21 protein-coding genes and 1 pseudogene are annotated in these 23,278 nt (G+C 72.1%); 12 read left to right on the top strand and 10 right to left on the bottom strand.

Translation table 11 applies throughout. The features are described from left to right. Positions 1 to 8: 8 nt before the first annotated feature. The 4 genes from ACFYPD_RS14830 to ACFYPD_RS14815 all read right to left on the bottom strand — a co-directional run bounded on the left by ACFYPD_RS14830 (position 9) and on the right by ACFYPD_RS14815 (position 4,482). Positions 9 to 1,154, bottom strand: a complete 1,146-nt coding sequence (locus ACFYPD_RS14830) for a mandelate racemase/muconate lactonizing enzyme family protein (protein WP_387113057.1) — start codon at positions 1,152 to 1,154, stop codon at positions 9 to 11. A gap of 27 nt (positions 1,155 to 1,181) precedes the next feature. Continuing rightward, positions 1,182 to 2,513, bottom strand: a complete 1,332-nt coding sequence (locus tag ACFYPD_RS14825; protein WP_387113055.1) for an enolase C-terminal domain-like protein — start codon at positions 2,511 to 2,513, stop codon at positions 1,182 to 1,184. After that, positions 2,510 to 3,457 carry a 5-dehydro-4-deoxyglucarate dehydratase gene (kdgD, locus tag ACFYPD_RS14820; RefSeq protein ID WP_357937304.1) on the bottom strand — a complete coding sequence of 316 codons (948 nt, stop codon included), beginning with the start codon at positions 3,455 to 3,457 and terminating at the stop codon, positions 2,510 to 2,512. Before kdgD ends, ACFYPD_RS14825 begins: the two co-directional genes overlap by 4 nt. Before the next feature lie 134 nt (positions 3,458 to 3,591). Further along, complete coding sequence (locus ACFYPD_RS14815; RefSeq protein WP_387113053.1) at positions 3,592 to 4,482, bottom strand: LysR family transcriptional regulator; 891 nt, start codon at positions 4,480 to 4,482, stop codon at positions 3,592 to 3,594. A gap of 139 nt (positions 4,483 to 4,621) precedes the next feature. Here ACFYPD_RS14815 and ACFYPD_RS14810 point away from each other — a divergent pair, with 139 nt between their 5' ends. The 4 genes from ACFYPD_RS14810 to ACFYPD_RS14795 are packed head-to-tail and all read left to right on the top strand — an operon-like array spanning position 4,622 to position 8,152. Continuing rightward, positions 4,622 to 5,629: a Bug family tripartite tricarboxylate transporter substrate binding protein gene (locus ACFYPD_RS14810; protein WP_387113051.1), complete on the top strand. Its 1,008-nt coding sequence runs from the start codon at positions 4,622 to 4,624 to the stop codon at positions 5,627 to 5,629. Further along, positions 5,626 to 6,228: a tripartite tricarboxylate transporter TctB family protein gene (locus ACFYPD_RS14805; RefSeq protein ID WP_387113049.1), complete on the top strand. Its 603-nt coding sequence runs from the start codon at positions 5,626 to 5,628 to the stop codon at positions 6,226 to 6,228. The genes ACFYPD_RS14810 and ACFYPD_RS14805 overlap by 4 nt, the downstream gene beginning before the upstream one ends. Positions 6,229 to 6,236: 8 nt before the next feature. Beyond that, the gene (locus ACFYPD_RS14800) at positions 6,237 to 7,766 is read left to right on the top strand and encodes a tripartite tricarboxylate transporter permease (protein ID WP_387113047.1); all 1,530 of its coding nucleotides are present in this window, start codon (positions 6,237 to 6,239) and stop codon (positions 7,764 to 7,766) included. Next, positions 7,763 to 8,152, top strand: a complete 390-nt coding sequence (locus ACFYPD_RS14795) for a universal stress protein (RefSeq protein ID WP_387113045.1) — start codon at positions 7,763 to 7,765, stop codon at positions 8,150 to 8,152. Before ACFYPD_RS14800 ends, ACFYPD_RS14795 begins: the two co-directional genes overlap by 4 nt. On the opposite strand, the gene ACFYPD_RS14790 is transcribed toward ACFYPD_RS14795, so the two are convergent. Together ACFYPD_RS14790 and ACFYPD_RS14785 are read right to left on the bottom strand one after the other, a co-directional pair. After that, a complete protein-coding gene (locus ACFYPD_RS14790) occupies positions 8,142 to 8,801 on the bottom strand; it encodes a DUF998 domain-containing protein (protein WP_387113043.1) in 660 nt (219 codons plus the stop codon). The two genes, ACFYPD_RS14795 and ACFYPD_RS14790, sit on opposite strands and share 11 nt — an antisense overlap. Beyond that, on the bottom strand, positions 8,794 to 9,759 hold the full coding sequence (locus ACFYPD_RS14785; protein ID WP_387113041.1) for a glutathione S-transferase family protein: 966 nt from the start codon (positions 9,757 to 9,759) through the stop codon (positions 8,794 to 8,796). Before ACFYPD_RS14785 ends, ACFYPD_RS14790 begins: the two co-directional genes overlap by 8 nt. 110 nt (positions 9,760 to 9,869) lie before the next feature. Here ACFYPD_RS14785 and pcaF point away from each other — a divergent pair, with 110 nt between their 5' ends. The 5 genes and pseudogenes from pcaF to ACFYPD_RS14760 all read left to right on the top strand — a co-directional run bounded on the left by pcaF (position 9,870) and on the right by ACFYPD_RS14760 (position 16,687). After that, positions 9,870 to 11,075 (top strand): 3-oxoadipyl-CoA thiolase, encoded by a 1,206-nt coding sequence (gene pcaF / locus ACFYPD_RS14780; RefSeq protein ID WP_387113039.1) that lies wholly within the window; start codon positions 9,870 to 9,872, stop codon positions 11,073 to 11,075. A 136-nt stretch (positions 11,076 to 11,211) separates the two neighbouring features. Continuing rightward, positions 11,212 to 12,030, top strand: coding sequence for an SAM-dependent methyltransferase (locus ACFYPD_RS14775; RefSeq protein ID WP_387113037.1), 819 nt, complete (start codon positions 11,212 to 11,214; stop codon positions 12,028 to 12,030). 6 nt (positions 12,031 to 12,036) lie between these two features. Beyond that, positions 12,037 to 14,178, top strand: a pseudogene (locus tag ACFYPD_RS14770) (putative bifunctional diguanylate cyclase/phosphodiesterase); the annotation flags it as partial. 113 nt (positions 14,179 to 14,291) lie between these two features. Further along, complete coding sequence (locus ACFYPD_RS14765; protein ID WP_387113035.1) at positions 14,292 to 14,792, top strand: DUF456 domain-containing protein; 501 nt, start codon at positions 14,292 to 14,294, stop codon at positions 14,790 to 14,792. Positions 14,793 to 15,097: 305 nt separating this feature from the next. Continuing rightward, a complete protein-coding gene (locus tag ACFYPD_RS14760) occupies positions 15,098 to 16,687 on the top strand; it encodes an amino acid permease (RefSeq protein WP_387113033.1) in 1,590 nt (529 codons plus the stop codon). 24 nt (positions 16,688 to 16,711) lie between these two features. On the opposite strand, the gene ACFYPD_RS14755 is transcribed toward ACFYPD_RS14760, so the two are convergent. Both ACFYPD_RS14755 and ACFYPD_RS14750 read right to left on the bottom strand, forming a co-directional pair. Continuing rightward, positions 16,712 to 17,146, bottom strand: coding sequence for a PQQ-dependent sugar dehydrogenase (locus tag ACFYPD_RS14755; RefSeq protein WP_387113031.1), 435 nt, complete (start codon positions 17,144 to 17,146; stop codon positions 16,712 to 16,714). Between the two features lie 100 nt (positions 17,147 to 17,246). Continuing rightward, on the bottom strand, positions 17,247 to 17,999 hold the full coding sequence (locus ACFYPD_RS14750; protein WP_387113029.1) for a class I SAM-dependent methyltransferase: 753 nt from the start codon (positions 17,997 to 17,999) through the stop codon (positions 17,247 to 17,249). A gap of 130 nt (positions 18,000 to 18,129) precedes the next feature. Here ACFYPD_RS14750 and ACFYPD_RS14745 point away from each other — a divergent pair, with 130 nt between their 5' ends. From ACFYPD_RS14745 to ACFYPD_RS14735, 3 genes are read left to right on the top strand one after another with little or no spacing between them, the layout of a single operon-like run. After that, the gene (locus ACFYPD_RS14745; protein WP_387113027.1) at positions 18,130 to 19,218 is read left to right on the top strand and encodes a DUF418 domain-containing protein; all 1,089 of its coding nucleotides are present in this window, start codon (positions 18,130 to 18,132) and stop codon (positions 19,216 to 19,218) included. A 23-nt stretch (positions 19,219 to 19,241) separates the two neighbouring features. Then, the gene (locus ACFYPD_RS14740) at positions 19,242 to 20,426 is read left to right on the top strand and encodes a sensor histidine kinase (RefSeq protein WP_387113025.1); all 1,185 of its coding nucleotides are present in this window, start codon (positions 19,242 to 19,244) and stop codon (positions 20,424 to 20,426) included. Beyond that, complete coding sequence (locus tag ACFYPD_RS14735) at positions 20,423 to 21,079, top strand: response regulator (RefSeq protein WP_387113023.1); 657 nt, start codon at positions 20,423 to 20,425, stop codon at positions 21,077 to 21,079. Before ACFYPD_RS14740 ends, ACFYPD_RS14735 begins: the two co-directional genes overlap by 4 nt. A gap of 225 nt (positions 21,080 to 21,304) precedes the next feature. On the opposite strand, the gene tnpB is transcribed toward ACFYPD_RS14735, so the two are convergent. After that, positions 21,305 to 22,684 (bottom strand): IS607 family element RNA-guided endonuclease TnpB, encoded by a 1,380-nt coding sequence (tnpB, locus tag ACFYPD_RS14730; RefSeq protein WP_387113021.1) that lies wholly within the window; start codon positions 22,682 to 22,684, stop codon positions 21,305 to 21,307. Further along, positions 22,681 to 23,259: an IS607 family transposase gene (locus ACFYPD_RS14725; protein WP_387113019.1), complete on the bottom strand. Its 579-nt coding sequence runs from the start codon at positions 23,257 to 23,259 to the stop codon at positions 22,681 to 22,683. The genes tnpB and ACFYPD_RS14725 overlap by 4 nt, the downstream gene beginning before the upstream one ends. Positions 23,260 to 23,278 lie beyond the last annotated feature (19 nt).

Here is a 23,278-nt window from a genome sequence, read left to right as displayed (position 1 = left end):
GTTGTGGTTCAGCGGGACGCGTCGACGTGGACGCTGTCGACGGTCCAGGCGCGGGCCTGATCGCTCAGGGTGATGCCGAGTCCGGGGCGGTCCGAGATGTACATGCGCCCGCCGCGGGTCTCCAGGCGCTCGTTGAACAGCGGGTACAGCCAGTCGAAGTGCTCCACCCACGGCTCGTGCGGGTAGGCGGCCGCCAGGTGCACGTGGATCTCCATCGCGAAGTGCGGCGCCAGTTGCAGGTTGCTGTGGTCGGCCAGGGTGGCGAGCTTGAGGAACTGGGTGATGCCGCCGATGCGGGGGGCGTCCGGCTGCAGGATGTCCACCGCGCCGGCCCGGATCAGCTCGTAGTGCTCCGCGACGCTGGTCAGCATCTCACCCGTCGCGACGGCGGTGTCCAGCGACCGGGCGAGCTGGGCGTGCCCCACCGCGTCGTACGCGTCCAGCGGCTCCTCGATCCAGACGAGGCCGAACTCCTCCAGCGCCCGGCCCACCCGCATGGCGATCGGCCGGTCCCACTGCTGGTTGGCGTCCACCATGAACGGGACGCCGTCGCCGAGGTGCTCCCGCACCTTGCGCACCCGGCGCAGGTCCTCCGCCGAGTCCGGCTGACCGACCTTGATCTTGATGCCGCCGACGCCCGATTCGAGGGTGCGGGTGGCGTTCTCCAGCACCTGCCCGATCGACTCGTGCAGGAAGCCGCCCGACGTGTTGTAGCAACGGACCGAGTCGCGGTGCGCGCCCAGCAGCTTCGCCAGCGGCAGCCCGGCGCGCTTGGCCTTGAGGTCCCAGAGCGCGACGTCGATCGCGGCGAGCGCCTGGGTGGACGCGCCGCTGCGCCCCACCGACGCGCCGGACCAGACGAGCTTCGTCCACAGCCGGCCGATGTCGCTCGGATCCTCGCCGATCAGGTCCGGGGCGACCTCGCGGGCGTGCGCGAACTGCGCCGGCCCGCCGGCCCGCTTGGAGTAGCTGAAGCCGACGCCCTCGTGCCCGGCCTCGGTGCGGATCTCGGCGAAGAGGAACGCGATCTCCGTCATCGGCCGCTGTCGGCCGGTGAGGACCTTCGCGTCGCTGATCCCGGTGGGCAGCGGGAGGGTGACGGACGAGAGCGTCACCGACTCGATCCGGTCGAGGACTGCGGGGGCGGTGGTCATGTCTCTCCTTCGTCAGAGAACAGCGGGTCAGCGGACCAGGCAGGGTCGCTTGGGGTCGAACGCCCAGCCGGGCACGAGGTACCGCATCGCCACGGCGTCGTCCCGGGCGCCGAGGCCGTGCTCCAGGTACAGCTCGTGCGCCGCGGCCAGGGCGTCGCGGTCCAGCTCCACGCCGAGTCCGGGTGCGGTGGGGACCGCGATCCGCCCGTCCCGGATCGACAGTGGCGCACGGGTGAGCGCCTGCCCGTCCTGCCAGATCCAGTGCGTGTCCAGCGCGGTGATCTCGCCCGGTGCGGCCGCGCCCACGTGGGTGAACATCGCCAGCGAGATGTCGAGGTGGTTGTTGGAGTGCGAACCCCAGGTGAGGCCGAAGTCGTGGCACAGTTGCGCGACCCGGACCGAGCCGCGCATCGTCCAGAAGTGCGGATCGGCGAGGGGGATGTCGACCGCGTTCGACCGGACCGCGTGGGCCATCTGCCGCCAGTCCGTCGCGATCATGTTGGTGGCCGTCGGCAGCCCCGTGGCCCGCCGGAACTCCGCCATGACCTCGCGCCCGGAGAACCCGCCCTCGGCGCCGACCGGGTCCTCGGCGTACGCGAGCACGCCGGCCAGGTCCCGGCAGAGTTCGACGGCCTCGGCCAGCAGCCAGCCGCCGTTCGGGTCGAGCGTGATGCGGGCGTCCGGGAACCGCTCGGCGAGGGCCCGGACCGCGGCGATCTCCTGCTCGCCGGCCAGCACGCCGCCCTTGAGCTTGAAGTCGGTGAACCCGTAGCGCGCCTGCGCCGCCTCGGCGAGCGCCACGATCGCGTCGGGGGTCAGTGCCGGTTCGCGGCGCAGCCGTTCCCAGTCGTCGGCCGGTGCGGCCTCCGCCAGGTAGGGCAGGTCGGTGCGGCGGCGATCACCGATGTAGAAGAGGTAACCGAGCATCGGTACGGTGTCGCGCTGCTGCCCGTCGCCGAGGAGTTCCGCCACCGGCACGCCGAGGTGCTGACCCAGCAGGTCCAGCAGCGCCGACTCCAGCGCGGTCACCGCGTGGACCGTCGTGCGCAGGTCGAAGGTCTGCAGCCCGCGCCCGCCGGCGTCGCGGTCGGCGAACCGGTCGGCCACCGCGCGCAGCAGCCGGGCGAACCGGGCGACCGGCTGCCCGACGAGCAGCTCGCCGGCGTCGGAGATGGTCCGGCGGATCGCCTCGCCGCCCGGCACCTCGCCGACGCCGATCCGCCCCTCGCTGTCGGTGACGACGGCGATGTTGCGGGTGAAGAAGGGCCCGTGGGCGCCGCTGAGGTTGAGCAGCATGCTGTCGTACCCGGCGACCGGCACCGCCTCGACGCGGGCCACGGTCGGGGTGCGGCCGGTCATCGCCGTCCTCGCGGGGCCGGGAGCTGGGTCAGGGAGATCTTCTCGACCAGGGTGGTCAGCTCGGCCAGTTCGGTCTCGGTCAGGTCCGCCAGCGGGGGGCGGACCCGGCCGCCGTCGCGGCCGACCGCGGTCAGGCCGGCCTTCACGATGGAGACGGCGTACCCCTTGGTCCGGTCCCGGATGTCCAGGTACGGGATCACGAAGTCGGTGAGCATCTGGTAGACCGCCGGGCGGTCCTGGGCGCGTACGGCGGCGTAGAACCGGAGCGCGAACTCGGGCAGGAAGTTGTACAGCGCGGAGGAGTACGTGCTCACCCCGAGCTGGAGCAGCGGCAGTGCGAACGTCTCGGCGGTCGGCAGCCCACCAACGTAGATCAGCCGGTCGCCGACCCGGGCGTAGGTCCGGGTCATCTGCTCGATGTCGCCGATTCCGTCCTTGAGCCCGATCAGGTTGGGGTTGCGGTCGGCGATCTCGGCCACGGTGGCGTCGGTGAGCACGGCGTTCGCGCGGCTGTAGACGATGACGCCGAGGTCGGTCGCGCGGCACACGGCGCTGACGTGCTCGACCAGGCCCTGCTGGCTGGCCTCGGTGAGGTACGGCGGGAACAGCAGCAGACCGTCGGCACCGGCGGCCTGGGCGGCCTGGGCCTGGGCGACGGCGACGGCGGTGCCGCCGGTGGCCGGCGCGATGACGGGAACCTTCCCGGCCACCTCGCCGACGGCGGCCCGGACGACGCGGTCCATCTCGGCCGAGGTCAGCGAGAACCCCTCGCCGGTGCCGCCCGCGGCGAACAGGCCGGCCACGTCGAAGCTCGCCTGCCACGCGAGGTGCTCCCGGTACCGGGCCTCGTCGAACTGCAGGTCGGCGTCGAAGTGGGTGACCGGGAAGGAGAGCAGGCCCGACTTCAGCCGGTCAGCGAGAACGTCCGGGGGCAGCAGCGTCACGGTGATCGTGTCCTTGGGGGTCCGGGTCCGCGCCGGAGTCAGCCGGCGGTGCGGACGGTGGTCACGATCACGGTAAGAACCGGCCATGATGCATGTCCAAGAGCAGTTCCGCATCGAACGATGCCCACCAGGTATCAGGAGGCGACCGGCCGCTCCAGCGCGGCCAGCGCCCGCCACAGGGCCGGGTTTTTCGAACTCCTGGCCCACAACAGGTGAAGCTCGACCGGCTCGGGTGTGGGTGTCTCCAGCCGGACGAACCCCACCCCCTCGATGGGCAGGCGTGCGGCGGACGCGGGGACGAACGCGACACCACGACCTGCTGCCACGAGCCAGAGCATGGTGAGCACCTGGCTCACGGTGTGCACGGTGTTCTCGGCGGCGATCGGCACGACGCCCGCGACCAGGTCGTAGAAGTACTTGGCCTTGGTCGGCGAGTGCATGACGACGGGCTCGCCCGCCAGGTCCGCGGCCACCGCCGGCCGGCCCAGCTCGAGCAGCCGGTGACCCGCGGGCGCGGCGACGAGCAGCGCCTCCCGGTGCAGCAGCCGAGAGCCGAAGGCCTCCTCGTCGAAGGGTGGTCGGGCCAGCCCGAGGTCGACCTCCTCCTTGAGCAGGCCGGCCACCTGCTCGCGGGTCACCATCTCGGTCAGGTCGACGGCGACGTCGGGCAGCTCCCGGCTCAGGCCGTTCAGCAGCTCTCCGAGGACCCCGTACGCCGACGCGGCCGTGAACCCGATCCGGACCACACCGCTGGCCCCGGACGACACCCGCCGGGCCAGCTCCGGTGCCGAGTCGGCGAGAATGAGCAGGCGGCGGGCCTCGACCAGGAACGCCGTGCCCGCCGCCGTGAGGGTGACCCGACGGTTGTCCCGCTCCAGCAACTGGGCACCCACCACCCGTTCCAGCTTCTGGATCTGACGACTCAGGGGAGGCTGCGTCATCTGCAGCCGGGCGGCAGCGCGGCCGAAGTGCAGCTCGTCGGCGACGGCCACGAAACCGCGAAGTTGCTCCAGCGTGAACGCCATGTCAAGAAGGTATCAATTGATGCTCCATTGGATTTGGACAGGCATGAGCCGAGGTTCTTACGCTGCCGTCATCCAGGCGTCCGTGACCCCACTCACAGCGCCCACGGCTGAAACATGGCTCTGCTAAGAGGAGAACGACATGAGCATCAACCGCGTGCGCCAGTGGGCGACGGCGGGTGCCGGGATGGCCCTGGCCCTCTCGCTCGCCGCCTGCGGCGGCAACGTCGGCGGGGAATCCAGCGACGAGGCGAAGTTCCCGGGTGACTCCCCGATCACGATTCTCGTCGGGCAGGACCCGGGCGGCAGCACCGACCTCATCGCCCGGGCACTGGCCGACCAGGTCAAGACCGACCTCGGTGTGCCCGTCACGGTGGAGAACAAGCCCGGCGCGAACGGCGCCCTCGCCGCGAAGGAGCTGGCCGGCAAGAAGGCCGACGGGCACACCCTGATGGTCTACAACGGCAGCCTGGCGTACATCACGCCGCTGGCCGTCGCCAAGGGCCAGGCGCCGGACATCGCGGACTACGAGATCGTCACCGGCATCAGCCAGGACGACTACGTGCTCGTGACGGCGCCGAAGTCCGGCTTCAAGACCGTCGACGACCTGGCCAAGGCCGGGCGGCAGATCACCTTCGGCACCACGGGTGTCGGGACGGGCAGCCAGCTCTCCCAGGAGCTGCTGTTCAGGCAGGCCAACATCAACGCCAAGGCCGTTCCGTTCGACGGCGGGTCGCCCACGCTGACCGCGGTCCTCGGTGGCCAGGTGGACGTCGGGTCGATCCAGCTGGGCGAGGCGATCGAGCAGATCCAGGCCGGCAAGCTGACCCCGATCGTCACCTTCGCCGAGAAGCGGCCGTCGTACCTGCCCGACACCCCGACCGCCGTGGAGGCGGGCCACGACGTGCCGGTGCAGCAGTCGCGGGCGATCTTCGCTCCGAAGGGCACGCCGAAGGAGGTCATCGACCGGCTCCGTCAGGCCTTCCAGAAGGCGTTCCAGGCCGACGCGTACAAGAAGTTCAACGAGGACAACCAGCTCACCCCGAACGAGGCCGACGGCGAGGAGCTGCGCAAGCAGTGGACCGGAAACCTGGACAAGTACCGCGGCGTGGTCGAGAAGTACTCCATCAACCTCGGCGGAGCGAAGTGACCGCTGCCCACGGCGGCCTGCCAATCCAGGGAAGCCCCGGTGGCCACGCGGCCGCCGGGGCCACCCGGGCGGAGACGGACGAGGAACGTCCCCTCGAAGAGCTCAGCCTCGACGAGGCGATCCACCGGGTCGAGGAGGCCGAGCACGAGGGCCGGCCGCCCGCGGCCGGGCGGCGGAGCAACGTTCTCGTCGCTGTCGCCGTCGTCGCACTCGGTGTCGCCGCGTTGGTCGGCTCCGCCCGCCTCGGACTCGGGACGGTGCGCAGCCCCGACTCCGGCACCTGGCCGCTGCTGGTGAGCGCCGCGCTCGTCGTGCTGGGCCTCGGCCTCCTCGCCGCCGCCCGACGGACGACGGACGCGGAACGCTTCTCCAGGGCGAGCTGGCTGGTCCTCGGCGGCCTGGCCACCATGGTCGTGTTCGTCGCGGTCATCGGGACGATCGGTTTCGAGATCCCCGCCGCCCTGCTCGCCTTCGTCTGGCTGCGGTTCCTCGGCCGGGAGGGCTGGCGGACGTCCGTCCTGGCGAGCCTCGGCGTGGTGGTCGGGTTCTACCTCGTCTTCGTCGCGGCCCTCTCCGTTCCCATCCCGCACCTCTTCTAGGAGGGCCCGTGGACTTCGCGCCCGTGCTCGACGGCTTCGGCGTCGTACTCGAACCGACGAACCTGCTGTACTGCCTGATCGGCGTCGTCATCGGCATGCTGGTCGGCGTCCTGCCCGGCCTCGGTCCCGCGGCCACCATCGCGATCCTGCTGCCGGTCACCTTCGGCATCGAGCCGGTGACCGCGATCATCATGCTCGCCGGCATCTTCTACGGCGCCCAGTACGGCGGCACCATCACCTCGGTGCTCCTCCGGCTGCCCGGCGAGGCGTCCTCGGTGGTGACCGTCTTCGACGGCCACGCGCTGGCCCGGCAGGGTCGGGCCGGTACCGCCCTCGGCGTCGCCGCCGTCGGTTCCTTCATCGGCGGCACCGTCTCGATCATCGCCTTGACGCTGGTCGCGCCCGTGGTGGCCGGCTTCGCGCTGGACTTCGGTCCACCCGAGTACACGGCCCTGGCACTGCTCGGCATCCTGCTGGTGGCCACGGTGAGCAGCGGCGGACGGCTCAAGGCCGTGATCGCCGCCTGCGTCGGCCTGCTGTTGGCCACGGTCGGCCGGGACAGCTTCACCGGCGCGGAGCGGTTCACCTTCGAGAACCTGTCGCTGGCCGACGGCCTGGACTTCGTGCCGATCGCGATGGGTCTCTTCGGCCTCGGCGAGATCCTCTACAACCTGGAGGAGCGCCACCGGGCGGTGCAGGCGCCGACGAAGGTCGCCAACGTGTGGCCGTCGCGCGCGGACCTCCGCGAGTCGTCGGGGGCCATCGGACGCGGTTCCGTCCTGGGCTTCGTCCTGGGCATCCTGCCCGGCGGCGGTGCGACCCTGGCCTCGCTGGCCGCCTACGCGCTCGAGAAGCGCCGGTCCAGGAACCCGGAGCGGTTCGGCAGGGGCGCCGTCGAGGGCGTCGCCGCCCCGGAGACGGCGAACAACGCGGCCGCGACGTCCTCCTTCATCCCGCTGCTCACCCTCGGCATCCCCGCCAACGCGACCATGGCGGTCATCTTCGGGGCGCTGCTGATCCAGGGGGTCAGCCCCGGCCCCCAGCTGGTCAGCCAGGAGCCCGAGCTGTTCTGGGGCGTGGTCAACTCGATGTACATCGGCAACATCCTGTTGCTGATCATGAGCATCCCGCTGGTCGGCCTGTTCGTGAAGATCCTGCGGGTCCGGGCCACGATCCTCGCGCCCATCACGGTCCTGATCACACTGGTCGGCGTCTACACGGTCAACAACGACGTCTTCGACATCGGGCTGGTGATCGTCTTCGGCGCCCTCGGGTACCTGATGAAGAAGTTCGGCTTCGACCCGGGCCCGCTGGTGCTGGCCTTCGTGTTGGGCTCGCTGCTGGAGGACTCGCTGCGCCGCTCACTGCTGATCTTCGACGGGGACGCGACCGGCTTCTTCACCCGGCCGATCTCGGGCACCCTGCTCGCCCTGTTCCTGCTCGTCGCCCTGCTCCCGCCGGTCCGGGCCGCCCTCGCCCGCCGACGGTCCACGTCCCGCCCCGACCCCGTACCCCACGACACCAAGGAGCTCGTGTGACCGTTCTCGTCGCGTACGTCCCCACGCCCGAAGGGGACGCCGCCCTCACCGCGGGCCTCGCGGAGGCCGCACGTCGCGGGGAGCGGCTGGTGGTCCTCAACACGCCGCGGGAGGGTGCGCCGGTCAGCGCGGAGATGGCCGCCGCGGACGCGGTCCGCGCCATGGTCGAGCAGGGCGCGGCGGCCGGCGTCGCCGTCGAGGTCCGCCAGGACGCGCACGCCGGGGACGTCGCCGACGAGGTCGTGCGCGTCGCCGAGGCGGTCGAGGCCTCGGTGATCGTGATCGGCCTGCGCCGCCGCTCGCCGGTCGGCAAGCTGATCATGGGCAGTGCCGCGCAGCGCATCCTGCTCGACGCCGACCGGCCCGTGCTCGCCGTCAAGCCCTGACCGTCGGGGCCGGCCGGGCGGCGGACGGCGGCTGCCGCCGGCCCAGCCCGAGCACGGCGGCGGTGGCCAGGCCCCAGGCGGCGGCCACCGTCAGCAGGAGCCGTTCCAGCACGCCGACCAGGCCGCCGCGCCCGACGGTCAGCATGGCCAGCCCGATCGCCGCGGACAGCGGCAGTGCCAGGGCCGCGCCGATCCCGGCCACCCGGCGCAGCGCCCGCCCCGCCGCCGGGGAGAGCAGCACCGCCACCATGGCGAAGACCACCGCGGCGGTGGCCGCGATGCTCGCGCCGCCGTGCACCAGGTCGGCCACGGTGGCGGCCTCGAATGGCGGCAGCGGGCAGCCGGTGGAACAGGTCACCACCCCGGAGAGCGCCGTGCCGGCCGCGCCGGCCACGAGCAGCGCCGCCGCCGTCCGCAGCGCCGGGGGCAGCGCCGCGGCGAGCAGCAGCAGCGCCGCCGCCAGGGCGAAGACCCCGATCCGGTACGCCCCGGCGTACCCGCTGTCGGTGACGCCGGCCTCGCTGACGTACCCGGTCAGGCCCGGGCCGGGACCGGCGACCACGGCGACCGTCACGGCCACCACCCCGGCCACGACGCAGCCGGCCGCGGCGGACGCGGCGGCGGCCCGCAGGACGTTCGGGTCAGCCACGCCCGTGCGGCGTGGTCCAGCCGGACAGGTCCGGACCGAGCGGCACGATCCGGGTCGGATTGATCATCTCGTGGGTGGCGTAGTAGTGCCGCTTGATGTGGTCGAAGTCGACCGTCTCGCCGAAGCCCGGGGTCTGGAACAGGTCCCGGGCGTACGCCCAGAGCACCGGCATCTCGGTGAGCTTCTGCCGGTTGCACTTGAAGTGCCCGTGGTACGCCACGTCGAAGCGGACCAGCGTGGTGAACAGCCGCACGTCGGCCTCGGTGATCTGCTCGCCCATGAGGTAGCGACGCCCGGCCAGCCGCTCCGACAGCGCGTCCAGCCGGGCGAACAGCGCTGTGTACGCCTCGTCGTAGGCCTCCTGAGAGGTGGCGAAGCCGCACCGGTAGACGCCGTTGTTGACGTCCCGGTGGATCTCCGCCATCAGCGCGTCCAGCTCCGGCCGCAGCTCGACCGGGTAGAGGTCCGGCGCGCCCGGCTTGTGGAACCGCCGCCACTCGGTGGAGAAGTCGAGGGTGAGCTGCGGGTAGTCGTTCGTGACCACCCGGCCGGTCAGCGTGTCGACCAGCGCCGGCACGGTCACCCGGCCGGTGTAGTCGGGGTCGGTGGCCAGGTACGCGTCGCTGAGGAACCCGATGCCGAGCACCGGGTCGAAGCCGTCCTGGTCGAGGCTGAACCGCCAGCCCCGCTCGTCCCGGATCGGGTCGACCGTGCCCAGCGAGATCACCTCGTCCAGCCCGAGCAGGCCGCGCACGATCCGGGCCCGGTGCGCCCACGGGCAGGCCCGGCACCAGACCAGCCGGTAGCGGCCCGCCTCCAGCGGCCAGCGGCCCTGGTCGTCGGGCCCGCCGCCCTCCGGGGAGGTGGAGTGCGGGGTGACCCGACCGGTGAACCGGTTGGGCTGGCGGACGAACGCGCCGCCGCCGGCGGCTTCTGCGCTGAACTGGGCCCGGGCCATGCGGCCAACCTATCCGTTCCGGGCGCGGATATCCTGGCGCCGGGCGTCCCCGTGATCCGGCGGGCGACCCGCCACCACCCCCGTCCACCCCCCCGAAGGACTGAGCGCCGATGACCGTCGCATACCTCGTGGCCGGTGTCCGCACCCCGATCGGCCGGTACGCCGGCGCCCTCGCCGGGGTCCGCCCCGACGACCTGGCCGCGCACGTGATCCGCGAGCTGGTCGCTCGCCACCCCTCGGTGGACTGGGCCCGCACCGACGACGTGATCCTGGGCTGCGCCAACCAGGCCGGCGAGGACAACCGCAACGTGGCCCGCATGGCCGCGCTGCTCGGCGGGTTGCCCGAGGAGGTGCCGGGCAGCACGGTCAACCGGCTCTGCGGCTCCGGGCTGGACGCCCTCGCCACCGCCGCCCGCGCCGTCGTGGCGGGGGAGGCCGACCTCCTGGTCGCCGGCGGGGTGGAGAGCATGAGCCGGGCGCCCTTCGTGATGCCCAAGGCGACCACTCCGTTCGCCCGCACCGCCGAGGTCTACGACACCACCATCGGCTGGCGGCTGGTGAACCCGCTGATGAAGAAGGGGTGGGGCATCGACTCGATGCCGGAGACGGCGGAGAACGTCGCCGCGGACTTCGGCGTCGACCGGGCCGCGCAGGACGAGTTCGCGTTCCGCTCCCAGCAGCGTGCCGCCAAGGCGCAGGCCGACGGCCGGCTGGCCGAGGAGATCGTGCCGGTGACCGTGCCGGCCGGCAAGCGGGAGACGAAGCTGGTCGAGGTCGACGAGCACCCCCGGGAGACCACGCTTGCGAAGCTCGCCGCGCTGCCCACCCCGTTCCGCGAGGGCGGCACGGTCACGGCCGGCAACTCCTCCGGCGTCAACGACGGCGCGGTTGCCCTGCTGGTCGCCTCCGCGGCGGCCGTCGAGCGCTACGGCCTCACCCCGCTGGCCCGGGTGAGCGGAGCGGCGGCGGCCGGCGTGCCGCCGCGGATCATGGGCATCGGACCGGTCCCGGCCACGCGGAAGCTGCTCGACCGGCAGGGCATCGGCCTGGCCGACCTCGACGTGATCGAGCTGAACGAGGCGTTCGCCGCCCAGTCGGTGGCGGTGCTGCGCGAGCTGGGGCTGCCCGAGGACGCCGAGCACGTCAACCCGAACGGCGGGGCGATCGCGCTGGGCCACCCGCTCGGCGCCAGCGGCGCCCGGCTGGCCCTCACCGCGGCGCTGGAGCTGCGCCGCCGGGGCGGCCGGCGGGCCCTGGCGACCATGTGCATCGGCGTCGGGCAGGGCATCTCGCTGCTGCTGGAGTCCGCGGGCTGACGGCGGGCGGGCGCACGGTCGAGAGTGGATCTCCCGTTCCTGGGTGTGCCCGCCTAGAGTGGTGTGGACCACACCATGCCGCGGATCGACCCGGTCGCCGGGCTGCCCGCGCGGCGACGACCTGGGGGACCGAGCGATGCAGACGCCGGACGGCCTTCCCGCCGAGATCGACCTGACCCGGCCGAGCGCCGCCAGGGTCTACGACTACTTCCTCGGCGGCGCGCACAACTTCGAGATCGACCGGCAGCTCGCCGAGCAGATCGCGGCCATGACGCCGAACCTGGCGGCCACCATGCGCTCCGGGCGGGAGTTCCTGTGCCGGGCCGTCCGGGTGCTGCTCGACGCCGGCATCGACCAGTTCCTCGACATCGGCTCGGGGATCCCCACGGTCGGCAACGTGCACGAGGTGGCCCAGGCGGCCAACCCGGAGGCCCGGATCGTCTACGTCGACATCGACCCGGTCGCCGTGGCCCACAGCCGGGAACTGCTCGCCGGCAACGACCGGGCCACGGCGATCCTGGCCGACCTGCGGGAGCCGAAGCTGATCCTGGACCAGGCCCGGGCCGGCGGCCTGATCGACTTCGACCGCCCGCTCGGCATCCTGCTCGCCGGGGTGGTGCACTTCATCCCCGACGACGACCGGCCGGGCGACATCCTGGCCACCCTGCGGGCCGCCGCGGCGCCCGGCAGCTTCCTGGTCATCTCGCACTCGACCTTCGAGGACCAGCCGCAGGAGATGCTCGACGCGCAGCGGCTGTCGGCGCGCACCGCCACCGAGATCACGCTGCGCTCCCGGGCCGACATCACCGGCTTCTTCGGCGACTGGACGCTGCTCGAACCGGGCGTCGTGCACATGCCGCTGTGGCGGCCCGACTCGCCGTCCGACGTGGACGAGCACCCCGAGCGGTTCGGGGCGTTCGGCGGCGTCGCCCGGTACGACCGGACGGCCGGCTGAGCCGACATGCGCGCCCCGGACCCCGACGGGGGCGACTTCAGCCGGCCGGGCGCCGCGGCGTACGCCGCCGAGTGGGCCCGGGCGGTGCGGCGCATCGGGTTCGTGCCGCTGAGCGCGGCCGAGACCGAGCGGCTGCTGCTCGCGCACACCGTCCGGCTCGGCCGGGCGCTGCTCGCCCCGACGTTCTCCGCCCAGCCGGCGGAGGACGTCGGGCGGGCCCTGGTCGAGGCGCACCTCACCGAGCCCGGGGTGCTCGACTGGTCGGTGCGGGCGCTCGGCGACCGCTTCCTGTCCTGGGTGCTGCCCGCCCGGGTGGAGCTGCCGGAGGTGCGGGAGCGGATCGCCGCCATGCAGGGCGCGTTCGCCGCCGGCTTCGGCCGGGCGCTCCGCGACCGGGTGTTCAGCCAGCAGGAGCGGATCGCCCGCTCGGCCTGGCAGGCCCGGGACGCGGTGGAGCAGGCGCTGCGGGACAGCGAGGCGCGGTTCCGGGCGGTCTTCACCGGGGCGGCGATCGGCATCGGCATCGCCGGTGTGGACGGGCGGATCATCGAGGTCAACCAGTCCTTCGCGGACATGCTCGGCTACACCGTGGCCGAGCTGCGGCAGCTGACCGTCGACGGGCTGTTCCACCCCGACGACGCCGCCGGCATGTGGGAGCTGTACCAGGAGCTGACCGAGGGCAAGCGGGACAGCGCCCGGGTGGAGAAGCGCTACCACCGCAAGGACGGCAGCGTGGTCTGGACGGACCTCGCCGTGTCGCTGATCCGCCACGACGACGGCCGCCCCCGGTTCACCGTGGCGATGATCGAGGACATCACCGAGCGCTACCAGCTCCAGCAGCGGCTGCGCTTCCAGGCCCTGCACGACCCGCTCACCGGCCTGCCCAACCGGACGCTCTTCTTCGAGACGCTCGGCCAGGTCTTCGACACCGCGGCGGAGGAGCAGCGGGTCGGCCTCTGCTTCATCGACCTGGACGGCTTCAAGGCGATCAACGACAGCCTCGGCCACGACCTGGGCGACCGGCTGCTCAAGGTGATCGGCCGCCGGCTGGCCGACTGCGTGTCCGGCCGCGGCCACCTGGTGGCCCGGATGGGCGGCGACGAGTTCGTCATCCTGGTCGACTCCGACGGCGGCCTCGACGACGCGGTGGAGGTGGCCGAGCTGGCCCTGGCCGCCGTCTCCGCCCCGGTGCACGTCGGCGACCAGCAGTTGGCCGTCTCGGCGAGCATCGGCATCGTGGAGTGCCCGGCCGCCGAGACCAGCGTCTCCGACCTGATGAAGGCCGCCGACACCACGCTCTACTGGGCCAAGGCCGAGGGGCGGGGCCGCTGGGCGGTCTACGACCCGGAGCGCAGCGCCGCCGACATCGCCCGGTCGGCGCTGGCCGCCAACCTGCCCGCCGCGCTGGACCGGGGCGAGTTCGTGCTGCACTACCAGCCGATCGTCTCGCTGGTCGACGGCGCGATGGTGGCGGTGGAGGCGCTGGTCCGCTGGCAGCACCCGGAGCTGGGGCTGATCGGGCCGGACCGGTTCATCGGGCTGGCCGAGGAGACCGGTCTGATCGTCCGGCTCGGCGCCTGGGTGCTCCGGCAGGCGTGCCGCGACGCCGAGAGCTGGCGGCGGGCGTACCCGGAGGCGCGGCTCATGGTCAACGTCAACCTGGCCGCCCGGCAGGCCGACGACCCGGCCATCGTGGAGACCGTCGCCGAGGCGTTGCAGCGCACCGGGCTGCCCGCCGAACTGCTGCAACTGGAGCTGACCGAGAGCGCCGTGATGGGCAGCGCAGGGGAGCCGCTGCGCGCCCTGCACCAGCTCGCCGACCTCGGGATCCGGCTGGCCATCGACGACTTCGGCACCGGCTACTCGAACCTCGCGTACCTGCGCCGGCTGCCGATCCACTGCCTGAAGCTGGCCGGCCCCTTCGTCGAGGGGATCCGGGGCGATGGCGCGGACGTGGTCGCCGACCACCGCGACGAGCGGATCGTGGACGCGCTGGTCCGGCTGGCCCACGCACTGGAGCTGTGGGTGACCGCCGAGGCGGTGGAGACCGCGGAGCAGGCCGAGCGGCTGCGGTCGCTGCGCTGCGACACCGGGCAGGGCCGCTGGTTCGGCCCGCCCATGCCCGCAGCCGACATCCGCACCCGCCTGGCCGACAAGGACGGGCCCCTTCTCCACGCCTCCGGGGGAGAACGGTTCCCTTCTCACCCACCGGAACAGCGAACTGGGCGGGCGCAGCTCCGCGCGGCGGGGGAGGAGACGCGGTGAGCTTGAGCGATTCGCAGGCGGTGGTGTCGGTGGTGGCCGCGCTGGCCATCCTGGCCGGGCTGGCCGGGGTGGTGGTGCCCGGGCTGCCGGCGCTGCCGCTGTGCTGGGGCGGGGTGCTGGTGTGGGCTATCTTCGGCGACGCCGGGCCGGGCCGCTGGGCGGTGCTGGCCGCCGCCACCGTGGTCGCCGTCGGCGGCGGCGTGGTCAAGTACCTCTGGCCGGGGCGCAACCTGAAGCGGACCGGGGTGCCCATCTCGTCGCTGCTGGCCGGCGGGCTGCTCGGCCTGGTCGGCTTCTTCGTCATCCCGGTGATCGGCCTGCCGATCGGCTTCATCGGCGGGATCTGGGGCGCCGAACGGCTCCGGCTGGGCAGCAACCAGCTCGCCTGGCCGGCCACCGTGCAGGCGCTCAAGGCGGCCGGGCTGTCCATGCTGGTCGAATTCCTGGCCGGGCTGGTCATCGCCGTGCTGTGGGTGGCCGGGCTGCTGTTCGCCTGAGCCGGGGCGGCCGTGGGTGGAGCGACGGCGCGGGCGTCCGGGGGTACGGCGAACCGCCGTACTTCAGTGAGAGAGAGGTGGACGCCGCGCGCCGTCGCGGACCGGGCGTTGCCGAGCGCCCGGCGGTCGGCCCGTCGCGATCGGGCCTGGTCACGGGCTCAAGGATGCCCCGGAACGGGTTCGCGCGGCAACGCAATTAGCCGTGCCGGCCGTGAGATTCCCACGGCTGCCGTATTGACCGCCTTGATCGACGGGATCACACTTTGCCCACTCGCACCGGGGAACCCACCTCGAGGAGGTGTGCAGTGGCCACGACACCCGCGCCGACCGCCGAGCAACCGATGGACGACGACGCCCGACGTCTCGCCGAACTCGGCTACAAACAGGAGCTGCACCGCAAGTGGAGCGGCTTCTCCAACTTCGCCATCTCGTTCTCGATCATCTCGATCCTGGCCGGCTGCTTCACCACCTTCGGCCAGGCGTGGAACAACGGCGGTCCGGTCGCCATCTCCTGGGGCTGGCCGCTGATCTCACTGTTCATCCTGATCATCGGCTTCTGCATGGCCGAGCTGGTATCCGCCTACCCGACCGCGGGCGGCATCTACTGGTGGGCCGCCACCATGGGGCGGCCGGTGCACGGCTGGTTCACCGGCTGGCTCAACCTGATCGGCCTGGTGGCCGTGACCGCCTCGGTCGACTACGGCTGCGCCACCTTCCTGAACCTCACCTTCTCCGCGCTCTTCGACGGCTGGGCCGGCACGGCACACCAGACCTTCGGGCTGTTCGTGGTGATCCTCGCCCTGCACGGGCTGATCAACATCTACGGGCACCGCATCATCGACGTACTCCAGAACGTCTCGGTCTGGTGGCACGTGGCCGGCGCGGCCGCGGTGGTGCTCATCCTGCTCCTGGTCCCCGACGACCACCAGAGCTTCAAGTTCGTCTTCACCGAGCGGTTCAACAACTCCGGCTTCGGCGACGGCGACACCGGCGGGCTCACCTTCTGGTTCTACGTGCTGCCGCTGGGCTTCCTGCTCACCCAGTACACGATCACCGGCTTCGACGCCTGCGCGCACGTCTCCGAGGAGACCCGCGGCGCCTCCAAGGCCGCCGCGCAGGGCCTCTGGCGGTCGATCTTCTATTCCGCGGTGGGCGGCTGGATCCTGCTGCTCGCCTTCCTCTTCGCCGCCACCGACGTGGACGCCATCAACTCCGCGGGCGGCTTCTCCGGGGCCATCTTCGAGTCCGCGCTGACCCCGTTCTTCTTCAAGGCCGTCATCATCATCTCCACCATCGGCCAGTTCTTCTGCGGGATGAGCTGCGTGACCTCGATGTCCCGGATGGCGTACGCGTTCAGCCGGGACCGCGCGGTGCCGGGCTGGCGGCTCTGGTCCCGGGTGAACCGCAACGGCACCCCGGTCAACGCGATCATCGCGGCCACCCTGGCCGGTCTGGTGCTCACCCTGCCGGCGCTCTACCAGAAGGCCGGCGTGCCGGTCGCCTTCTACGCGGTGGTCTCGGTCGCGGTGATCGGGCTGTACCTGTCCTTCCTCATCCCGATCTTCCTGCGGCTGCGGATGGGGGACCGGTTCGTTCCGGGCCCGTGGACGCTGGGCCGGAGGTACAAGCTGCTCGGCTGGATCGCGGTGATCGAGATCGCGATCATCTCCGTCTACTTCGTGCTGCCGATCGTGCCGGCCGGCGTCCCCGGCAACGCGGAGTTCACCTGGACGGCCGTGAACTACGCCCCGCTCGCCATCGGCGGGGTGCTGCTCGGCGTGGCGGTCTGGTGGTACGCCTCGGCCCGGACGTGGTTCACCGGCCCCCGCCGTACCGTCGACGTGCCCGCGCAGCGCCCCGCCACGGACGCCGCGCCGGCCGACGACCCGGCCTGACCCGCCCCCCTCGTCGGCGCCGGGTCACCCGGCGCCGACGAGGAGCGCCGGGGGCTGCGGCCGCCGCGCCCCGGCCGGGAAGCGGAGGACCCGGTCGTCGTCCGCCGCCGGGCTGCCCCGGCCGTCGCGGTTGCTGCTGGTCACCCACAGGGCGCCGTCGGGGGCCACTTCGACGGTACGCAGACGGCCGTAGACCCCCTGCAACACGGCGGTGGGGGTGCCGACCCGACCGAAGGCGTCGACGGGTACGGCCCAGAGCCGCGCTCCTCGCAGCGCCGCGACGAACAGCGTGCCGGCGGCGAAGGCGGCCCCGCTCGGTGACGCCTCCGCCGGCGACCAGACGACGACCGGGTCGCGGAACCGGGGATCACCGCTCCGGCCCTCGACGACCGGCCAGCCGTAGTTGCCGCCCGGCACGATCCGGTTCACCTCGAGCGTCGCCGAGCGACTGGGTTTCACGCAGGAGGCCCTCCTGCGGGAGGCGGCGGCCTTCCCGACGGACGACGGGACCTCGTGGTCTGCGGCCTCCTGGCACCCGAATGGCGCAACCGTCGAGGCACTACCGCCCGGAGCGCCGACGCGCGAGATGGACGGTGATGTCGGCGGCGACCTCGACCGTCTCGGGCAGGACCTGCAGGATCCGGCCGAACACCTGCTCCCGCTGGGAGCCGGGCAGCAGGAGGTAGGCGGAGACGGTCGACAGATGGCCGACGTAGTCGTGCCGCGTCATCGTCACACGCCGCCCGACCACGGACTGCCGAACATCGGCGAACCACTCGGACCGTTGGAGCTCGGTGCCCGGCCACTGCATGGCATGTCCCGGCGGCGTCCCGTCCGGAGACGGCACATGGTCGCTGTCCAGGAACGGCGCCCGGGCCGCGCGGACAGCTTCCTCCACACCCGGGTCCGCCAGCTGGATCGGTCCTCCGAAGGACGCGAAGACGCCGCCCGGTTCCAGCAGCGCGGCCATGCGCGACCACCGACCCTCCGGGTTCGTCCAGTGCAGCGCCGCCGCCGCGTAGACCAGTCCGTAGCGCTCGCCCGGTCGCAGGTCCTCGAACGCGGCCTGCACGGTCCTCACGTCTGCCGGTACGTGCTTGCGCAGCTCGGCGAGCATGGCCCCGTCCGGCTCGGTCGCGGTGACCGTGAGCCCCCGCTGCGCGAACAGGCGTGTTGCCTTGCCGGTCCCGGCGCCGATCTCCAGGGCGGTCCGGACCGGTTGACCCGCGTACGCCATCACCAGGTCGAACAGCTCTACGGGATAGCCCGGCCGGAACCGTTCGTATGCTTCCGCCACCGCTCCGAAGCTCATTGCCCGACCAGACATGCCGAGATCCTGGCACCGTTTGCGCCATCAAGGCTCAACGTATTCGCTGGCTCGTGCACCGCTCGACCGGTGGGAATGGCCGAAAGTACGACGGCTCGGGACCCGGTCTGAACTTGTGGCCGAGGGGCCGGGACGGTCGCTCGGCCAGGCTCTGGGCATGTCATGGAACGATTTGAGAGACGTCGGCACGATCGACGACGGTCGGCCGCGAGCCGCCGCGCCCCGGGCGCGGAAGCGCATCGTGGCGCTCGATGTGCTTCGGGGCTTCGCCCTGTGCGGGATCCTGCTGGCGAACGTGAAGCCGATCGCCCACCGCGGCGGCGAACTCGGCACCGCGCACCTACCGGAGACAACCGCTGCGACGGTGCTGCATCTGCTGGTCGACCAGCGATTCTTTCCGATCTTCTCGTTGCTGTTCGGCATCGGCTTCTCCCTGTTGCTGGAGTCGGCGCAGGCGCGGGCCCGGCAACCGCGAGTGGTGCTGCTGCGCCGGATGCTGGCGCTGCTGGCCGTGGGTCTTCTCCACCTGCTGCTGTTGTGGAAGGGCGACATTCTCACCGTGTACGCGGTGCTCGGCCTGCTGGTCCTGCTGCCCTCCACGTGGCTGCCGCGTCGCGTGGTGGCGATCGCCGCCGGGGTGCTCATCGTGCTGTCGGTGGCTCTGCTTGGCGGCGGGTACACGGTGGTCCCCGGTCTGTTCCTGCTTGGTTCGGCACTGACCAGGTACGGAGTGGTCAGAAGGATCGGCTCGGGCCCCCGTACCACGGCGATGGTGGGGTTGATCCTTGCCCTTGCCGCCGTGCCCGCCACGGTGATCCAGTTGCGCGCGGGCGCGGACAGCGCGGCGGTGAGGATCGCCTATCCGGCGGCCGGGCTGCTGACCGCCGGCGCCTACGTGTGCGGGCTGTTGCTGCTGCTCAGGACCCGGCTGGCCGGGCCGTTGACCGTCGTGTTCCGGCCGCTGGGACGGATGGCGCTGACGAACTATCTGACCGCCACGGCGCTCGTGCTGGCGATCTCCGGGGTGGTCGGCGACACGGACCGCTGGTCGGTCGGCGGGGTGGTCGTGGTCGCCGGGGCGGTCCTCTTTGTGCAGTGGGGCTGGTCGGTAGTCTGGCTGCGCCGGTGCCACCAGGGGCCGGTCGAGTGGCTGTGGCGTTGGGTGACGTGGTGGCAGCGGCCGCCGCTGCGGCGCCCGCGATGACGAGGCGCTGCTGCGGATCGGGCATGAGGGGCATCATGATTCTCGCTGGCAGGCGCATCGCCCTGCGCCGGGCCGGCCTGCCGGGCGTGCTGGTCGAGGCCGCGTTCGGCCTGCTGCTCGCCGCCGGTGTCGCCATCGAGGTGGCGGCGGTGCTGAGTCGCCGCCCGGCCTGGCCGGTGGGTGCGGCGCTGGTGCTGATCACCGCAGCGGTGTGCGGGGCTGCGCTGCTGCGACGACGGTTCCCCGGTCGGGCGGCGGCTGTGGCGATCGTTCTGTGCGCCGTCGCCGAGTTGATCGACTGGCAGACCGGCCAGCAGAGTCAACCCGCTCCGATCGCCTGCCTGGCGCTACTGGTGGTGGTCGCCTCCGCAGTGCGGTACCTGCCCGGTTCGGCGCGCGCCGTCGCGGTCGCCGCCAGCTCCGGGGTGGTCGCCGCCGGCACCATCGAGCGGTATGCGACCTACCTGGCTCAGGACATCCCGAACGCGCGAACGGCCACGAAGATCATGGTGGCCGGTTGGGGGGTCGCGGTCACGGTGGGCCTGTGGCGGCGGCTCGGCGACGCGCGGCGGAGGGCCATGGTCGACGGGGTACGGCGTACCGAACGACTGGCCCTCGCCCGTGACCTGCACGACGTCGCGGCCCATCACCTGACCGGCTTGATCATCCAGGCTCAGGTCGCGCAGATCGCCACCGATGCCGACCCGCCCACGGTCCGGGCGACCCTGACCGAGATCGAGACGGCTGGTGCTCAGGCGCTCGCCTCCCTGCGGCAGGTGGTGCGGCTGCTGCGGGACGACGAGCCGGAGGTTGCGCCCGTGCCGGATTCGCTGGCCGAACTGATGGATCGATTCGACGGCACCGGCATCCGCGCGGGCCTCGACCTGCCTGACGGCCCCATGCCGGCCGACTGGCCGTCGGAGACCACCGTCGGCATCTACCGGATCGTGCAGGAAGCGCTGACCAATGTGGCCCAGCACGCGCGCGACGTACGTACCGTCACCGTGACGCTCGCCCACGACGGGCGGACCATCCGGCTCTGCATCGCCGACGACGGGCAGCCCGGCCGCGCTACCCGCCCCGACGGCCACGGTCTGATCGGAATGCGCGAGCGAGCCGCCGCTCTCGGCGGTGAGCTGAGCGCCGGTCCGGGCACACCGAGCGGATGGACAGTCGAGGCCACCATCCCCGCACCGGGAGGGTCATGACCATTCGCGTGCTCGTCGCCGAGGACCAGGCGATCGTCCGCCGAGGTCTTCGGCTGCTGCTGGAGAGCCAGCCCGACATCACGGTGGTCGCCGAGGCCGTCGACGGCCCGGAGGCGATCAGCCTCGCCCGGGAACTCCGCCCGGACGTCTGCCTGGTGGACCTCCAGATGCCGCGATTGGATGGCCTCGACGTGACCCGCGCGCTCGCCGGTGCCGCTGTACGCGACCCACTGCGGGTCGTGATCATCACGACCTTCGACCTGGACGAGTACCTGTACAGCGCGCTCCGGTCGGGAGCGGTCGGGTTCATCCTCAAGGATTCGGGGCCGGCCCTGCTGGCCGAGGCGGTGCGGGCGGCGCACGCCGGTGACGCCATGATCTCGCCGTCGATCACGATGCGGCTGCTGAAGCAGTTCGGGCCGATCGCGGTCCGAACGCCGCGCCCGCCTGCCACACCGCTGACCGATCGGGAGATCGAGCTGATCACGCGCCTCGCCCGGGGACGCACCAACCAGGAGATCGCGCAGGAGCTGTTCATCTCGCTGAGCACGGTGAAGGCCCACGTGGCCAACATCCAGGACAAGCTGCAGCTGCGGAACCGCACCGAGATCGCCGCCTGGGCCTGGGAAAACCGATTGGTGACGGAGACCTGACCGGGGAGGTGACGTAAGACGTCCGCCGCCCGACCGGCTGTCGAGCAGCCGATGTCATGGCGGCGGACGTCTGCCGATGAGCCCTGCTGGTACGGGTTGCGGAAGGCCCCTGTCCCACCCTCACCGCCGTGGATCTGCACCCGGTAGTGTGCCGTGCCCTGTGCGCCGTCAGCTGTGTGCTGTGCTGGGCGTACGTTGTGTGCCGGGGAGTCGAACCGTTACCTCTCAGTGCGCTCTAGTGAGCACACGATCGGTAGTCTCGCCTTGCGGTGAGACGGTCCCGGTCTGACCCGCCGTGGCGGTGCCGGGTTCACGCTTCACTGCCACCTGCCCGCGTACGCGGGTCTTCTGGTCGGCTCCACGTGCTGCCACCGGGCCACTCCCGGCGGTGTCGAACTGGGCCGCGAGCGCGGCCAGGTTGAGTGCGGCGTTGCGGTCACGGTCTATGGTCAGGCCGCACGTCTGGCAGGTGTAGGTGCGTTCGGACAGGGCCAGCTTGGTTTTCACCGCGCCGCAACCCGAACACGTCTTGCTCGATGGATACCAGCGGTCGGCGACGATCAACCGGCCGCCGTTCCACTGCGTCTTGTAGGTGAGTTGCCGGCGCAGCTCGCCGAAGCTGGCGTCGGCGATGTGCCGGGCCAGGCGCCGGTTACGCAGCATCCCGGCGACGTTGAGGTCTTCCACCACGATCGCGCCGTGCTCTTGGCAGATGCGGGTGGTGAGCTTGTGCAGGCTGTCGCGGCGCAAGTGAGCGACCCGGGCGTGGGCCCGACCGAGCCGCGCGTTGGCGCGCTGCCACCGGTTCGACGGGCGCTGGCCGGTGCGCCGGTCCGGGCCGGCCTTACGCGACATTGACCTGCCGAGTCTGCGAAGGCGGCACTGCGCGTCACCCAGGGGGCGTGGGTTCGGCACCAGTTCGCCGGTTGACAGCACGGCGAGGTGCTTGACGCCGACGTCGACACCGACCGTCGAGTGGGGACGGGCCGGTACGCGAACATCCCGCTCAACCTCGACGCAGAAAGACACATGCCACCGGCCGCCGTCACGCCGAACGGTGGCCGACATGATCCGGGCGGTGCCGTTGTCGATACGCCGGGCCAGCTTCCGGGCGGACTCGTGCAGCTTCAACCGTCCCAACCGGGGCAGCACCACATGCTTATGGTCCGCCTCGAGGCGGATCGTGCCGGTGGTGAACCGCACGGTCGGTGTGGCGCGGCGGCGAGACTTGAACCGCGGGAAACCGGCCGGGCGTCCGGCCCGCTTGCCGCTGCGGGAGTCCGACCAGTTCTTCAACGCGCGGGCGAGCGCGTCGAGGCCGGTGTTGAATGCCTCCTTCGAGCACTCCCGCCACCACGGCGCGACATCTTCCTTCGCGGCGTTCCACGCCTTCCGCAGGGCTGGCAGCGACCACGACACCGCCGGGGTCAGCAACTCCTCTGGCACCCCATAGGTGCGTTCTGCCGCCCGCTGGCCCATCACCGCCTTCACCCGAGCCAGCGCCCAGTTGTGCGCGACCCGCGCAGCCCCGGCATGCGCGAGCACCGCGCGTTCCTGCGTGGGCGTGAGATCGAGGGCGAACCGGTACGCCTGGACCGCCTTCACGACGTGGCCTCGGTGACTGCCTCGACAGCACGGCGGACGCGGTTCGCCGCCGCGCGGCGGCCGTACAGGCGGGCGCACAGCGACGTCAGGATCTCGGTGACGTCACCCACCAGGTCGTCGTCTACCTCGGCGGGGTCGACCACGAGCAGGCGGCGGCCCTGCGCGGCCAGCGCGGCCTCGACGTACTCGGCACCGAACCGGGCGAACCTGTCCCGATGCTCGACCACGATCGTCGAAACGGCCGGGTCCCGCAGCAACGCCAGGAACTTCTTGCGATGCCCGTTGAGCGCCGAGCCGACCTCGGTCACCACCCGATCCACGGCGAGGCGCCGCCCGGTCGCCCACATCGTGACCCGGGCGACCTGCCGGTCCAGGTCCGCCTCCTGCTCGGCCGACGAAACCCGGGCGTACACCACCACCTGCCCGGCATCCGGAGCCGCGCCCGTCACCGGCTCACCGACCATGATCAGCCGGCCGAGCCGATACGTCGGAACGGGCAGCAACCCGGCCGCGTACTGCCGCCGCGCGGTCACGTACGAGATACCAGTCGCCGCCGCCCACTCCTTCAAATTCACGGCAGCAACTATAGGGCGC

This window comes from Micromonospora sp. NPDC005299 (assembly GCF_042872345.1).
Classification (GTDB): domain Bacteria; phylum Actinomycetota; class Actinomycetes; order Mycobacteriales; family Micromonosporaceae; genus Micromonospora.
The sequence above is the reverse complement of the archived record's forward strand: the minus strand, read 5'-3'. Positions and strand labels throughout refer to the sequence as shown.